14 protein-coding genes are annotated in these 13,295 nt (G+C 70.0%); 10 read left to right on the top strand and 4 right to left on the bottom strand.

The window, feature by feature from the left end; translation table 11 throughout:
• Window positions 1-17: 17 nt before the first annotated feature.
• Together AC57BS_RS18580 and AC57BS_RS18575 are read left to right on the top strand one after the other, a co-directional pair.
• Complete coding sequence (locus tag AC57BS_RS18580; protein WP_496412935.1) at window positions 18-1,232, top strand: exonuclease domain-containing protein; 1,215 nt, start codon at window positions 18-20, stop codon at window positions 1,230-1,232.
• Between the two features lie 20 nt (window positions 1,233-1,252).
• A complete protein-coding gene (locus tag AC57BS_RS18575; RefSeq protein WP_496412934.1) occupies window positions 1,253-1,936 on the top strand; it encodes a potassium channel family protein in 684 nt (227 codons plus the stop codon).
• 45 nt (window positions 1,937-1,981) lie between these two features.
• Here the strand turns inward: AC57BS_RS18575 and AC57BS_RS18570 are convergent, their stop codons facing one another.
• Complete coding sequence (locus tag AC57BS_RS18570; protein ID WP_496412933.1) at window positions 1,982-3,634, bottom strand: DEAD/DEAH box helicase; 1,653 nt, start codon at window positions 3,632-3,634, stop codon at window positions 1,982-1,984.
• 199 nt (window positions 3,635-3,833) lie between these two features.
• Here AC57BS_RS18570 and AC57BS_RS18565 point away from each other — a divergent pair, with 199 nt between their 5' ends.
• The 6 genes from AC57BS_RS18565 to AC57BS_RS18540 all read left to right on the top strand — a co-directional run bounded on the left by AC57BS_RS18565 (window position 3,834) and on the right by AC57BS_RS18540 (window position 9,318).
• Entirely contained in the window at window positions 3,834-4,784 is a 951-nt protein-coding gene (locus tag AC57BS_RS18565; protein WP_496412932.1) for a class II glutamine amidotransferase, read from the top strand.
• 35 nt (window positions 4,785-4,819) lie between these two features.
• Window positions 4,820-5,560, top strand: coding sequence for a mycothiol-dependent nitroreductase Rv2466c family protein (locus AC57BS_RS18560; protein WP_496412931.1), 741 nt, complete (start codon window positions 4,820-4,822; stop codon window positions 5,558-5,560).
• Between the two features lie 155 nt (window positions 5,561-5,715).
• Window positions 5,716-6,615, top strand: coding sequence for an ABC transporter ATP-binding protein (locus AC57BS_RS18555; RefSeq protein WP_496412930.1), 900 nt, complete (start codon window positions 5,716-5,718; stop codon window positions 6,613-6,615).
• Window positions 6,612-7,415: an ABC-2 transporter permease gene (locus tag AC57BS_RS18550; RefSeq protein WP_496412929.1), complete on the top strand. Its 804-nt coding sequence runs from the start codon at window positions 6,612-6,614 to the stop codon at window positions 7,413-7,415. Before AC57BS_RS18555 ends, AC57BS_RS18550 begins: the two co-directional genes overlap by 4 nt.
• Before the next feature lie 56 nt (window positions 7,416-7,471).
• Window positions 7,472-8,665, top strand: coding sequence for a sensor histidine kinase (locus AC57BS_RS18545; protein WP_496412928.1), 1,194 nt, complete (start codon window positions 7,472-7,474; stop codon window positions 8,663-8,665).
• Window positions 8,662-9,318 carry a response regulator gene (locus AC57BS_RS18540; RefSeq protein WP_496412927.1) on the top strand — a complete coding sequence of 219 codons (657 nt, stop codon included), beginning with the start codon at window positions 8,662-8,664 and terminating at the stop codon, window positions 9,316-9,318. Before AC57BS_RS18545 ends, AC57BS_RS18540 begins: the two co-directional genes overlap by 4 nt.
• Here AC57BS_RS18540 and AC57BS_RS18535 read toward each other — a convergent pair.
• Window positions 9,308-10,675 (bottom strand): cytochrome P450, encoded by a 1,368-nt coding sequence (locus tag AC57BS_RS18535; protein ID WP_496412926.1) that lies wholly within the window; start codon window positions 10,673-10,675, stop codon window positions 9,308-9,310. The two genes, AC57BS_RS18540 and AC57BS_RS18535, sit on opposite strands and share 11 nt — an antisense overlap.
• 233 nt (window positions 10,676-10,908) lie before the next feature.
• Between AC57BS_RS18535 and AC57BS_RS18530 the strand changes: the two genes are divergently transcribed.
• Complete coding sequence (locus AC57BS_RS18530) at window positions 10,909-11,457, top strand: hypothetical protein (protein WP_496412925.1); 549 nt, start codon at window positions 10,909-10,911, stop codon at window positions 11,455-11,457.
• 75 nt (window positions 11,458-11,532) lie between these two features.
• Window positions 11,533-12,177, top strand: a complete 645-nt coding sequence (locus AC57BS_RS18525; RefSeq protein WP_496412924.1) for a dihydrofolate reductase family protein — start codon at window positions 11,533-11,535, stop codon at window positions 12,175-12,177.
• 171 nt (window positions 12,178-12,348) lie between these two features.
• Here the strand turns inward: AC57BS_RS18525 and AC57BS_RS18520 are convergent, their stop codons facing one another.
• Both AC57BS_RS18520 and AC57BS_RS18515 read right to left on the bottom strand, forming a co-directional pair.
• A complete protein-coding gene (locus AC57BS_RS18520; protein ID WP_496412923.1) occupies window positions 12,349-12,852 on the bottom strand; it encodes a hypothetical protein in 504 nt (167 codons plus the stop codon).
• Window positions 12,853-13,028: 176 nt separating this feature from the next.
• The gene (locus AC57BS_RS18515; protein WP_496412922.1) at window positions 13,029-13,253 is read right to left on the bottom strand and encodes a hypothetical protein; all 225 of its coding nucleotides are present in this window, start codon (window positions 13,251-13,253) and stop codon (window positions 13,029-13,031) included.
• Window positions 13,254-13,295: the final 42 nt, after the last annotated feature.

Here is a 13,295-nt window from a genome sequence, read left to right as displayed (position 1 = left end):
TGGACCTAGGGGGCTTGGTGACCGGTTACACGGTGGTCGACGTGGAGACCACGGGACTCTTTCCGCAGAAGCACGACCGCATCATCGAGATCGGCATCGTCTCGGTCACGGACGACGGCGAGGTGACCGATGAGTGGTGCACTCTCATCAACCCGGGACGAGACGTGGGTCCGACGGACATCCACGGCATCACCGCTCGCGACGTCCTCGACGCACCCACCTTTCAGGACGTCGCCCACCACGTCATCGCGCGCCTCAGCGGTCGCACGCTTGTGGCACACAACGCGCGCTTCGACGCTCACTTCCTCGACTACGAGTTCGAGCGCTCCGGTCTGGGCACGCGGCCACCCACTCCATCGCTGTGCACCATGCAGCTCTCGACGTCCTACCTGCGCGGAGCGTCGCGGAAGCTGAAGGACTGCTGTCAGGCAGCCCGCATCCCGCATGGCGACCAGCACACGGCAATTGGCGACGCGCGGGCTGTAGCGGGTCTGCTGCGCTACTACCTGACGCAAAGCGGTCGCCCGGTCCCGTGGGACCACACCAACCGGCTGACGCGCCGCCATTGGTGGCCGACCTCTGATGTCACACCGGCTGCGCCCACCAGGCAACGCGCAGGCGCCGCTCGCCGCCCGGACGCGTGGCTCGAGCGGATCAGCTCGCAGCTTCCGCGCAATCCCGATCCGGCGGTCGAGGCCTACCTCGACGTGCTGGAGAAGGCCATGCTCGACTGCTACCTGTCTGCCCACGAGGAGGAAGCCCTTATCCAGGTGGCCAGGGGTCTCGGACTCCAGCGCGACCAGATCGCCGCCATCCACGCCACGTTCCTCGATGCCATGGCGATCGCGGCCTGGGAGGACGGCGTGGTGACGGATGCCGAGCTCAGCGACCTGTCGAACGTGGCGAGCATGCTCGGTCTCCCCGGAGCGCTCGTGCGCATCGCCCTCCAACGCGCTGAGAAGCTTGCGGGCCACTACGCCGAGCGCGGCGGCTTCACCTTGGAGGTCGGCGACCAGGTGGTCTTCACCGGTGAGCTGTCAGTGCCCCGAGGACAGCTCGAGGACCTGGTCCAGCAAGCTGGCCTCAGGTGCGGTGGCATCACCAAGAAGACGAAGGTGCTGGTTGCCGCCGACCCGGATTCGCAGAGCGGAAAGGCGGCCAAGGCGCGCAGCTACGGCGTACCCGTCATCACTGAGGCAGCGTTCGCACGCTTGCTCCAGGACATGTACTGATCACCTCCTAGGGTTCGGGCATGACATCGCTCGAGCGTTGGGAGAAGCGCGCGGAAGTCCCGCTCCTGTTGCTGGCCCTCGCCTTCCTGATCGCCTACGCGTGGCCTGTGCTCGACCCGAGACTCGATCCCAGTCTGCGCACCATGCTCGAGGTCTCGAGCTGGACGGTGTGGGCGGCGTTCATCATCGACTTCACGGCCCGCCTCTACCTGGCGCCGGATCGACGCAGCTACGCCGTGTCGCACTGGTACGACGTGGCGTTGATCGTGCTCCCGATGCTGCGTCCGCTCCGGCTGCTCCGCCTGCTCGCCTTCGCGCGAGTGCTCAACCGATCCGCAGCCAGCTCCCTCGTAGGCAGGGTTTCGGCATACGTCGCGGGAGTTGCGGTCACTGCACTCGGCCTCGGCGCGATCGCCGTACTGGACGCCGAGCAAGATGCGTCCGGCGCCAACATCAGATCCTTCGGCGACGCGCTGTGGTGGTCCGCAACCACGGTCACAACCGTCGGCTACGGCGACCACTTCCCTGTCACGACGACCGGACGTCTCGTGGCCGTTGCCCTGATGGTGGTCGGGATCGCCTGCATCGGCGCTGTGACAGCGGGCGTTGCCGCGTGGCTGATCGCTCAGGTCGAGGCCGATGCGCGGGCTGGATCGACGGACGAAGGACGTCCCCAGCGCGGTGAAGCGACGCCTACCAGCTGAGGGGTTTCTCCAAGCAGTCGAAGTCCCGTACGGGAGCGAGCCCGGTCAGGCGCCGTCCTCGGTCATGCTCGTGACCGGCAGCCAGTCGGCTCCGAGGAGCTGGGCGAGGTCGGCGAGGCCGGTGGTGTCGCCGCCGACCGTGTCGGAGGCCGCGGCGATCCGCTCCACCATCACCTTGCCGACCTGCTCCTCGACGGTGCCCTCGGCGTAGGCGATGTGCCACGGCGAGACCTGGTGGTCGCGGTGGGTGCGACCGGTCACCTGCCGTCCGGCGATGCCCGAGAAGCGGGCCTGGTGGAAGACGCCGACCCGCGGCTCCGTGCTCGCACGACGGCCGTCGGCGAGCGTCTCGCCGGCGTGCAGGCTGATCGACGCGACCGTGGTGAAGACGCACACCTTCGCCTCCCCGGTCTGGAACCGGAGCCGCTCGGCCTCCGGGTCGAACCGGTCGCGGCCGTAGATCGTGGCGACCTCGATGCCCGAGTCACGCAGCCGGTCGGCGATCGGGTCGGCGGCGGTCGCGACGAACTCGACCGAGCACGCCACCTGTCGCTCCGCCTCGACCTGCTGGGCGATCCAGGCGACCGTCGAGTCGACCCGGATGAGCCCTGCCTTCTGCCGGAAGCGCAGGAGCGCGGCCCGGCCCTTTGCGACGTTGCGGCCGCGCCGGGCGATGTCCATCTCACGACAGAACTCTCCCCACTCGGCCTCGTACGCCGTTCTCTCCGCCGGCGTGAGCGACACGGGCATCCCGGAGATCGGCACCGGCCCCCACGGCGCAGCTCGGTGCAGCATCGCCGCGGGCCGCTCCTCGTCGAGCCAGCTGCGTACGAGCTTGAGGTCCGCAGAGCGCCGCGCCGGGTCGGTGGTCCACGACGCGCCGTAGCGTCCCCGCTCGACCCCGACGCCGTGGCGCTCGAGCGCGGTGGCGAAGGCCTCCCCGGGTCGGGTCGCCGAGGTCCACTCCTTCATCGGCTCGCCCAGCACCTGCGCGTACGCCGGAGCGAGGTAGGGCAGCTCGAGCGGCGTGTGTCCGGGCGTCGCGGTCGTCGCGATGACGAACGGCGCCTGGTCGTGCGGCCGCCCGTGTCCCGAGATCCGCGCCCAGAGCTTCCACCGCTTCGTCGTCGTACGCCGCAGGGCGTGGGCCTCGTCCGCGATGATCACGTCCCAGGTGTGGTCCTTGACCTTCTCCAGCCGGTCCCACGTGATCACGACCCACTCCAGGCCGCCATGCCCCAGCGCCGTGATCGTGCGGCACCAGTGGCCGATCGTGATCGCGGCGGGCCGGTCGGCCACGACGAGCACCCGTCGCGCACCGCGGAGGTCGCCCACCGCCGTCGCCCCGAGCACCGCCGAGATCGTCTTGCCCACCCCGGGCTCGTCGGCGAGCAGGAACTGCCGTCCGCCCGCCGCGGCGCGCGCCGCGATCGCATCGGCTGCCTCGAACTGGATCCTCCGGGGCTCGAGCTCGTCGGTCGGGTCGGGGCTCCGCGTCGGGTGGTCGGGATTGAGGGTGTTCTCGATGAACCGACCGAGCGTGCAGGGCCCCGGCGCGTACGGCGCGAGGTGCGCGGGCAGCGCGCGTCCGACGTAGAGGTGGGTCTTGACGGCAGGGTGCCAGGTGGCGCCGTCGACCTGCGTCCCGTACGGGACGTCGAGCACCCACAGCCGCTCCCCCGGCCCGACGGCCGGCAACGGCCTCTGCTGCTGCCGCGTGCCGCTCCTGCGCGAGGACGTGCCTCCTCGACCAGGGCTGGAACGACGACGGCTGGCCACCCCCGGACGGTACCGGGGTCCTCGGACACGACGGCCTCGGCTCGCCCATGGCCCCTGCCCATAGGGTGGCGACGCTCGTGGCCGCCGATCGCCACACACCTGACCCTGGAGGAAACCCATGTGCCGAGTGCTCGCCTACATCGGGCCGGAGACTCCTCTCGAGGGCCTGCTGCTCACGCCGTCGAACAGCCTGGTCAACCAGGCCCTCGCCCCTGAGCGCTACCCGGACCTCCACCTGGCAGGCTGGGGCTTCGGCGCGTGGAGCGAGCACCTGCTGAAGCCGGAGGATCCCTTCATCTATCGCCGGCCCATGGCCGCGTTCTACGACGACAACGCCAACCGCATGATCCCGAGCCTCCAGGCGAGCACGGTGCTCGGCCACGTACGAGCCGCGAGCTACGACTCGAAGGTCGTCATGGTCGACGAGAACTGTCACCCGTTCGCCTTCGACGAGACACCCTGGATCCTCGCCCAGAACGGCGACCTGCCGAACTGGATGCTCCTGCAGAGGGAGCTGCTGCAGCACTGCGAGGACAGGTACCTGAAGCAGATGCGGGGCACGACCGACACGGAGTTCCTCTACGTGCTCCTGCTCTCCCTGCTCGAGAGCGACAGCGACGAGGACGTGCAGCGTGCGATCGAGGAGATGGTCCGGCTCATCGCGCAGGCGATGAAGGACCTCGACCTCCCCGCCCTGACCAAGCTGAAGATGGCCCTGGTGTCGCCCAACCGGATCGTCGGGGTCAACGCCGGACTCGGACACCGCGGCGAGACCGAGCCGGTGGGCGACTGGAAGCAGCTGCGGGAGTCCGAGCCGGGCACGGACGACTTCGCCCTCTCGATGCTCCTGGAGCCGATGTACATGATGTTGGGTCGCAACTTCGAGCACGACGAGACGTCCTACAGCTTCGAGACGTGCAGCGAGGAGGACGCGACGGCCGCCATCTTCGCCTCCGAGGAGCTGACAGAAGACACCGACGGCTGGTCCTGCCTGGAGTTCGGCGAGATCGTGTTCCTCGAGAAGGACGGCGAGCACATCAGCAAGACGGTCACCCGCCTGAAGATCTAGACGCCACGTGCGGGTCAGGGTCCTAGTCTCGAGCCATGGCAGCTGACGTCCGCTTCTACTTCGATCCGGTGTGCCCCTTCTGCTGGCTGACGAGCAAGTGGGTCCGGATGGTGCAGGCCGAGCGCGGCCTGTCCGTGGAATGGCGATTCATCTCGCTGCGTCTGATCAACGAGCACATCGACTACGACGCCCACTTCCCGCCCGAGTACGAAGCCGGTCACACTGCCGGCCTACGCCTGTTGCGCGCGGTCGCCCGGGCGCGTCAGGAGCACGGTCCCGGGGCCGTGGACTCCCTGCAGGCCGCCCTCGGAGCACACATCTTCGACACCCCGCCCGCCGAGACCACGGACGAGGCGACCAGCCGCCACCGGCACGGCACGCGGGAGTTCCTCGAGCCCATCCTCCGCGAGGTGGACCTGCCCATCGATCTTGCCGACGCCCTCGACGACACGTCCTGGGACCACGCGATCCGCGCGGACGGCGACGAGGCTCTTGCGTTGACCGGCAAGGACGTCGGCACGCCGATCATCCACTTCGAGCCGCCGGACGGGGTGGCGTTCTTCGGCCCCGTGATCAGCCGGCTCCCAGAGCGCGAACAGGCCGGGGAGCTGTGGGACCACGTGGTCGGGCTGGCCCGCTTCCCCGGCTTCGCCGAGCTCAAGCGGAGCCTGCGCGAGAGGCCGCAGCTGGTCGGGTTCGGCGTGGAGCCCGGCACTGTCGGCAAGCAGGAGGACTGGCACGGTGGCAGCCGCCGACAGCGGAGTGAGCGCCGATGACGGAGCAGTCGGAGTCACCGACCCACCAGGACGCCGTGGTCGTCTGACCCACCGCGGGGATCGGCCGAACGGGTCTCCGGTGCCGTGCTTTCGGCCAGGTCGAGGCTGGCCACCACACCGATGTGCGCACGCCGCGGCGCCACCAAGGTTGAGCCATGATCACAGTTGAGTCACTGACCCGGACGTACGCCGGCTTCACCGCCGTCGACAACGTCTCCTTCACCGCCCACCCCGGCCGCGTGACCGGTTTCCTCGGTCCGAACGGTGCCGGCAAGTCCACCACGATGCGCGTGATGGTCCGCCTGACCGTCCCGACGTCCGGCACCGCGACCATCAACGGACAACGGTTCGCCGACCTCCCCAATCCCGGCCTGGAGGTCGGCGTCCTCCTCGACGCCTCCGCCCAGCACGCCGGTCGCACCGGACGCGAGATCCTGACGATCGCTGCCGACACCATGGGTCTGCCCCGCAGGCGCGTCGACGAGATGCTCGAGCTCGTCAGCCTGACGCCCTCCGAGGCGAAGCGACGCGTCCGCAACTACTCCCTCGGCATGCGTCAGCGGCTCGGCATCGGCACCGCCCTGCTCGGGGACCCGAGGGTGCTGATCCTCGACGAGCCGGCCAACGGCCTCGACCCTGCCGGGATCCGCTGGATGCGCGACCTGCTGACGGGCTTCGCCGGCCAGGGCGGCACCGTCCTGCTGTCCTCGCACCTGCTGCACGAGATCGAGGTCATCGCCGACGACCTGGTCGTGATCGGCAACGGCACGATCGTCGCGTCCGGCAGCAAGGACGAGCTGCTGGCCGCAGCGGGGACGCTCGTCCGGTCGCCGTCACCGCGCGACCTCGCGCACGCCCTCGAGCAGGCCGGGATCCCCAGCACGCTCGCCGGCGACGGCTCGGTCCGCACGGACGCCGATCCCGCTCGGGTCGGGGCGGTGGCCCTGACCGCCGGTATCGCCCTCACCGAGCTCCGGTCCGCCGAGAGCGCCGGCCTCGAAGACATGTTCCTGTCCCTCACGGCCGACACCCAACGGGAAGGAGTTGCGGCATGACCGCCACGATCGTCCCCCCGGCCACCACCGCAGCCCGTCGGACCGCCCCGCCGATCCCCCTCACCCGACTCGTCACGGTCGAGCTGCGCAAGATGTTCACCACCCGCTCCGGATTCTGGATGCTCGTCAGCATCGGCGTCCTGACGCCCATCGCAGCCGGGTCGGTCATCGTCTTCGCTCCCGACAGCGACGTCACCTACGAGAGCTTCACGAGGGCGAGCGGGTTCCCGTTGTCGGTGATCCTGCCGATGATCGCGATCCTGGCCGTCACCAGTGAGTGGAGCCAGCGCAGTGGGCTCACGACGTTCACGCTGGTGCCGAGCCGCGGACGCGTGATCGGCGCCAAGGCAGCCGCGACCCTCGTGGTGGGCCTCGGCTCCGTGGCCGTCGCCTTCGCCGTGGGCGCCGTCGCCAACGTGGCCGGCTCCGCACTCGCCGGCGTCGACGCCGTGTGGGACATCTCGTTGTCCATGGCGCCCCAGATGGTGCTCTTCAACCTCATCGGCATGGCCATCGGCTTCACCCTCGGTGTCGTGATGCGCAGCTCGGCGGCCGCGATCGTGGGCTACTTCGTCGTCTCGCTGGTCATGCCGGGAGTCCTCGTCCTCCTGGCCCAGGTGCGGCCCTGGTTCGCGGACCTCCAGCCGTGGATCGACTGGAACGAGACCCAGGTGGCGCTCCTCGAGGGCGCCATGGACAGCGGTGAGGAGTGGGCGATGCTCGGCTCGACCACGATGATCTGGATCGTGGTCCCCCTCGTCGTCGGGCTGCTCTGCCTGCGCCGCTCCGAGGTCAAGTAGTCACGCGCGGCTCGACAGGAGTGTGGCTCCTCGGCCGAAAGGACGAGAAGCGGCTCATGCTTGTGCCCCGTACGACGAGCGTCACCGCTCTCTACGCTGGAGAGGTGTTCGCCGCCTTCATCCGCTCGATCCTTGCCGAGCCACGCGCCCCGGACCCGCCGGCGCGAGCGTGGTGGGACTGGGCCCTGGTCGGCGCCTTGCTGGTCACGGCCGCGGGCGAGGCGATCTTCCGTACCGACGTGCCGGCGCGGCCCCTGGCCACCGTGGTCGCGCTCCTGGTCTTCCCGGTCCTGCTCTGGCGGCGTACTCATCCACTCCTGGCGACCGCGGTCGGCTTCGGCGGCGCGATGGTGCTGCACATCCCGATGATCCTCGACGACGTCGCCGATGCGGGGCTCTACTCCATGGTCGCCGTCCTCCTGTTGCCGTACGCCTTGTACCGCTGGGCCTCGGGCCCCGAGGCGCTGGTCGGTACGGCGATCGTCGCCGTACCGGCCGGCCTGGACTTCGCGACCAGCGAGTCCCTCGAGGACGTGGTCGGTGGTGCCACCGTGCTGGTCGCGGCGTTCGCCCTCGGGGCCGCGATGCGCTACCGCGCGGTTGCGCGCCAGCGCGAGGTGCAGCAGGTCCGGACGCTCGAGCGCGGTGAGCTCGCCCGCGAGCTGCACGACACCGTCGCGCACCACGTGTCGGCCATCGCGATCCAGGCCCAGGCGGGGCGGGCGGTGGCAGCCACCCACCCGGCTTCGGCGGTCGAGGCGCTGGCAGTGATCGAGGCCGAGGCGTCGCGGACCTTGTACGAGATGCGCACGATGGTCCGGGTGCTCCGCGACGGGGAGGCGGCCGACGCGGAGCCAGTCGAGTATGGGCCGCAGCGGGGCATCGGCGACCTGGACGAGCTGAACCGGATGAGCCCCCTGGTGCAGGTGCACCGCGGCGGCGACCTCGCTGGCCTGCCGCAACCGGTGGACGTCGCGGTCTACCGGATCTGCCAGGAGTCGGTCACCAACGCGATCCGGCACTCGCTGAACGCCACGGCGGTCAGCGTGGAGGTCACCGGCGACGTCGACGTCGTACGGTTGCGTGTGCACGACGACGGAGAAGCAGCCCGCCCCGCGACCACCGTGGGCTACGGCCTGCTCGGCATGGCAGAACGAGCCAAGCTGCTCGGCGGCGCCTGTCAGGCCGGGCCGGACGCGGTCGGCGGCTGGACCGTCGAGGCGACCCTCCCGCGGGAGATGCCGCGATGACCATCCGGGTGGTGGTCGCCGACGACCAGCTCCTGGTCCGCACGGGCCTCACCATGATCCTGGACGCACAGCCCGGGATCGAGGTCGTCGGCGAGGCGACGGACGGTCTCGAGGCGGTGGCCGTGGCACGCGAGCTGCGTCCCGACGTCTGCCTCTTCGACATCCGGATGCCCGGCATCGACGGCGTCGAGGCCACCCGACAGCTCGCCGGCCCCGGCGTCGAGGACCCCCTGGCCATCGTGGTCATCACGACCTTCGACCTCGACGAGTACGTCCACGGCGCCCTCAAGGCCGGCGCCCGAGGCTTCCTCCTCAAGGACGCCGGGCCCGAGCTGCTGGTCCAGGCGATCCAGGCAGCCGCGAACGGCGACGCGCTCATCTCCCCCGACATCACCCGCCGCCTGCTCACCACGCTGGCCGGCCTGGAGCCGGCCTCCCCGCCTCGCCAGCCGATCGAACCCCTCACCGAACGCGAGGAGGAAGTGCTCCTCACCGTCGCCCGCGGCCGCACCAACGCCGAGATCGCCGACGAGCTGCACATCAGCCTGAGCACGGTGAAGACGCACATCGGCGCGTTGATGAACAAGCTCGGCGCCCGCAACCGTGTCGAGGTCGCGATGTGGGCGTACGAGACCGGGAGGGTCAAGGGATAGGGACTGCTCGCGACTCGACGCGCGCCAGGATCGGCCCGCCGGCGGTCATCGTGAACGGAAGGGCCAGCGGAAAGTCCGGGTCGAGCGAGGTGACCCGGCAGGGTCGTACGAGGCTGGCGAGGCCGAGCGTGGCTTCCAGCATGGCGTAGTGGTCACCGATGCATGAGCGGGCGCCCGCGCCGAAGGGCAGGAACTGCCAGCGGTCGCGGCCCCGCGACCGCTCGGCGCTGAATCGCTCGGGGTCGAAGGTCTCCGGGGCGTCCCACAGGGCTGGGTCTCGGTGCAGCGCGTACACGCCGACGAGCACGTTGGTTCCCCGTTCGATCCGGAACCCGTCCACCACCGTGTCGCTGGTCGCGAGCCGGGCGATCGCAGCAGCTGGTGGGCACAGTCGGAGTGCCTCGTGGACGACCTGCACGGTGAACGGGAGCGCGGGGACGTCACTGACGGTCAGTGGCCGGTCGCCGAGGTCGCCCGCTTCCTCGGCAACCCGGTCCTGGAGATCGGGGTGGTGACCCAGTGCCCACAGCGCGTAGGTGAGCGTCGTCGAGGTCGTGTCGTGGCCGGCGATGAGGAACACCGCGAGGTCGCTGACCACCTCGTCGTGGGTCAGGGGCCGGCCGGTGTCGGGGTCCCGCGCCGCCAGCAGCAGCCGGACCAGCTCGCAGTCACGGGCGGGATCGGCCTGGTGACCGGCGATCGCCTCCTCGATCACGGCGTGGATCTCGGCCAGGGCTCGACGGAACCGGCGCCGCTCGGGGGTCGGCAGCGATCTGGGAGCGCGTACGGGTCGCAGTCCCCGCCCGGTGGCGTAGTTCAGCACCTGCTGGATGCTCGGGCCGAGATCCGACGCGTGCTCGTCGAGGTCCACGCCGAACATGGATCGCCCCAGAACCCGCAACGTGAGGCCGCGCATGTCCTTGTCGATGTCGATCAGAGCCCCGTCGACCCATGTCGCCGCACGTTCGTCGGCGGCCGCGGCCATGTGACCGGCGAAGGTCGCGACATGCTGCTTGGTGAAGAGCGGCTGCAACGTCCGGCGCTGTGGCTTCCACGGCTCGTACGGCAGGTTGAAGACGTTGTCGCCCATCAGGCGCGTCTCGAGGTGCACCTGCGTCAGCTTGTCCATGGTGTCGTTGCTGGATCCCGCGAGCACGTCGTGGGCGCCTCGCGGCGAGGTGACCAGGACGTACGGCGGAACGACGCGCCGGGGACCGACGGGGACCCGGACGACGGGCCCCGCCAGGTCACGGACGACGGCGGGCCCGGTGTGGAACTCCCTCAAGGCCCGGATCCGCCCCGGGAGCGACATCGGTACGACCGGCGGCAAGCCGGGTGCCTCTGGTGTGTCTGTCATCGCTGGCTCCCTCCGAGCCGCCCTCCACCATTGTCGTCGCCTGTCCGCGAATCCGCCACGGGCAGCTCAGTGAGGCATCACCGGTTCACGGGAAAAGCGCCCACATTCGGCCTCGTCCGGGGAGGGGCGCCGAAGGCTGGTGCGCACACCCGCTGGCGAGCGCTCACCGCGTGATGTTCCGTCCGCGGCTCCGGGAGCGTCATCCGGCACAGGAACTGGTGAGGAGGGTTGACATGGCCATCGCCATCACGCATCCCGGGGCACGACTTCTCGCGCCCGCCCTGGACGCCCTGGCGGATGTCGCAGCCGGTGACTGGGCCAGCGCCGCACGTCTGTGTGCCGCCCGACTCCAGGATCCCAGTGCCTGCGCGCGCGACCTCGACCTCGCCGCTGCTCGCGCCGGCGTGACCCGCAGCCGACGCCAGCCGTACCGGTACCGGTTGCACCACCGGATGCTGCTCGTCGACGAGGCCCCCGGTCTCCTGTCCGCCGCCCTCGACCTGCAGATGAAGTTGTGCATGGGACAGTGGGACGCCCTCGAGCTGGTCGCCCCACCGAGTCGAAGACCGGGGCAAGGCTGGCGACCTCGCGAGCTGCTTGCCATACGCATTCGCCACCAGCGTCCCGACGCCTGGTCCAGTCGGCTGTACGCGTGCCAGAACCTGTCCTCGGCCCCCGCGACAGCACGACTGGCGCACCACGTCATGACGAATCTCGACGGCGACGCCGTGCGCTACTCCTACGACTTGCCGGCCGGACCCGCAGCAGTGCACGTCGGTTGACCGCCGGCAGCGTGGACGCCGGGACGGACCGACTCGGCATCCACCTGACCCGCTCCGCACCGAAGGGCCCATGACATGACCCGGATCCGCATCGACCTGTTCAGCTCGCTCGACGGCTACACCTCAGCCGGCGACGGCGCGGAGAACCCCATGGGAGAGGACTGGGGACCGCTCACCGCTGCCTACGTCGCTACCCGCACCATGAAGGAGCGCGCCTTCGGAGACACCAGCGGTGCCGGGACCACCGGCATCGACGACGCCTACGCCGCGGCGTTCTTCGACGGCGTGGGCGCGGAGATCATGGGCGCCGCCATGTTCGGCCTGCACTCGTTCCCCGACGACCCCGGCTGGAAGGGCTGGTGGGGCGACGAGCCGCCGTTCGGCTTCCCGGTCTACGTGCTGACCAGCACGGCGCCGCGGCCCGACATCGAGATGCAGGGAGGTACGACGTTCCGCTTCCGCAACGAGTCCCTCGAAGACGTGCTCGCCGAGGCGACCGCGGTCGCCGCAGGGCTCGACGTCCGCGTCGGAGGCGGCATCAGCACCGCCCGCGCCTTCGTGCGCGCAGGCCTCGTCGACGACGTCCACGTCGCGATCGCGCCGATCGTGCTCGATCGCGGCCACCGCGTGTGGGCGGGCCTGCGCGGACTCGAGCACACCCATCGAATGACGACCGAGGTCGCCGAGAGCGGCACGATCCACGTCACCTTCAAGCGGTAGGAGGGACCCATGACCGTACCCGTCGAGGGAGCCACGCCACTCCTGTGAACTGCATGGTCAGATCGTCCCCGACACCTGCGCAGCGTCTGGACGCGGCCGCTGCGGATCCGGGACGGAGGATTCGACGCAGCCCTTGCCCAGGTCGAGCGACGCACCCAGCCTGCTACGGACTCAGCCGAGATCGATGTGACCGCGATACACGTAGGTCACCGTGTCGCCGATGATGTCCTTGAAGTCGAGGCGTCCTGTCGCTCCTTCGAAGCCGCCGGTCCCGGAGCCTTCCGCGATCGGGTGCTGGCAGCGTCCGTGGATCTCGACAGTGAAGTCGGACTCGTACTTGCCCTGGAACCGGTAGTTGGTCGTGAACGTCCCCGTCGCACCACCGTTCAGCGACCCGACGAACATCTCGTGGCCGCTCTCGATCCAGCCTCCGGACGGCGTCTGCCTGGAGTCCACGACCCCGGTGTACAGGCAGCCCTCCAGTGACCCGGTCAGCCGCAGCCCCGGATAGCTCGTGAACCCTGCCGGCGGTGAGTCACACACCGTCGTGTCGTAGCCGGCGTCACCACCGATCTGCGTCGTCCCCGCCGCGCTTGCCGGGGCCATCAGTCCTGTCCCGAGCAGCCCGCCCATCAGCATCCCGGACATCGCCACTCGTCGAATCTTCGTGCGCATGACTTCCTCCATCAGCCGAGGGGCAACTGGAGCGACGCGGTTCGCCGTACCTGACCGAGCGACCTTCTTGGCACCTTGCCGAACATCGCGGTCATTCGCCAGTCGGGCTAGTCCGCGCGTACAACGACGTCCAAATCACGGTTGAGCGCTGCGCCGATGAGCGGCGGTTGGGGCGCCTATCCCACCGACTCCACCGCCAGCTCACCGATCCGCACCCTGAGGCTCTTCTCTGCCTGGCGCCAGAGGGTCGCCGAGTGCGCGTGTCGGTGCTGCACGGCGGTGCCCGGCTGCGCACGGTCGCGGCAGGCCTCCTGCTCCCGGGCGCGTACGGCGAAAGCGTCCGCGGCGAGGGCCAGCTCACGGATGACCGTGGCTGTCTCGTCGAGGGCGAACGCTGTCATCCATTCAGGGTGCACCCGGCGGGCCGTCGCGGACGGTCGGCG

This window comes from Nocardioides sp. BGA-UO-ETr-FS32 (assembly GCF_059567905.1).
This window is presented reverse-complemented; position numbering and strand designations above follow the sequence as displayed.

Bases quoted from the DNA above. Each gene is read 5' to 3' on its own strand.
- AC57BS_RS18515 (WP_496412922.1), bottom strand. From the start codon at position 13,253: ATGACAGCGTTCGCCCTCGACGAGACAGCCACGGTCATCCGTGAGCTG.
- AC57BS_RS18575 (WP_496412934.1), top strand. From the start codon at position 1,253: ATGACATCGCTCGAGCGTTGGGAGAAGCGCGCGGAAGTCCCGCTCCTG.
- AC57BS_RS18550 (WP_496412929.1), top strand. From the start codon at position 6,612: ATGACCGCCACGATCGTCCCCCCGGCCACCACCGCAGCCCGTCGGACC.
- AC57BS_RS18520 (WP_496412923.1), bottom strand. From the start codon at position 12,852: ATGCGCACGAAGATTCGACGAGTGGCGATGTCCGGGATGCTGATGGGC.
- AC57BS_RS18560 (WP_496412931.1), top strand. From the start codon at position 4,820: ATGGCAGCTGACGTCCGCTTCTACTTCGATCCGGTGTGCCCCTTCTGC.
- AC57BS_RS18535 (WP_496412926.1), bottom strand. From the start codon at position 10,675: ATGACAGACACACCAGAGGCACCCGGCTTGCCGCCGGTCGTACCGATG.
- AC57BS_RS18555 (WP_496412930.1), top strand. From the start codon at position 5,716: ATGATCACAGTTGAGTCACTGACCCGGACGTACGCCGGCTTCACCGCC.
- AC57BS_RS18540 (WP_496412927.1), top strand. From the start codon at position 8,662: ATGACCATCCGGGTGGTGGTCGCCGACGACCAGCTCCTGGTCCGCACG.
- AC57BS_RS18545 (WP_496412928.1), top strand. From the start codon at position 7,472: ATGCTTGTGCCCCGTACGACGAGCGTCACCGCTCTCTACGCTGGAGAG.
- AC57BS_RS18565 (WP_496412932.1), top strand. From the start codon at position 3,834: ATGTGCCGAGTGCTCGCCTACATCGGGCCGGAGACTCCTCTCGAGGGC.
- AC57BS_RS18530 (WP_496412925.1), top strand. From the start codon at position 10,909: ATGGCCATCGCCATCACGCATCCCGGGGCACGACTTCTCGCGCCCGCC.
- AC57BS_RS18525 (WP_496412924.1), top strand. From the start codon at position 11,533: ATGACCCGGATCCGCATCGACCTGTTCAGCTCGCTCGACGGCTACACC.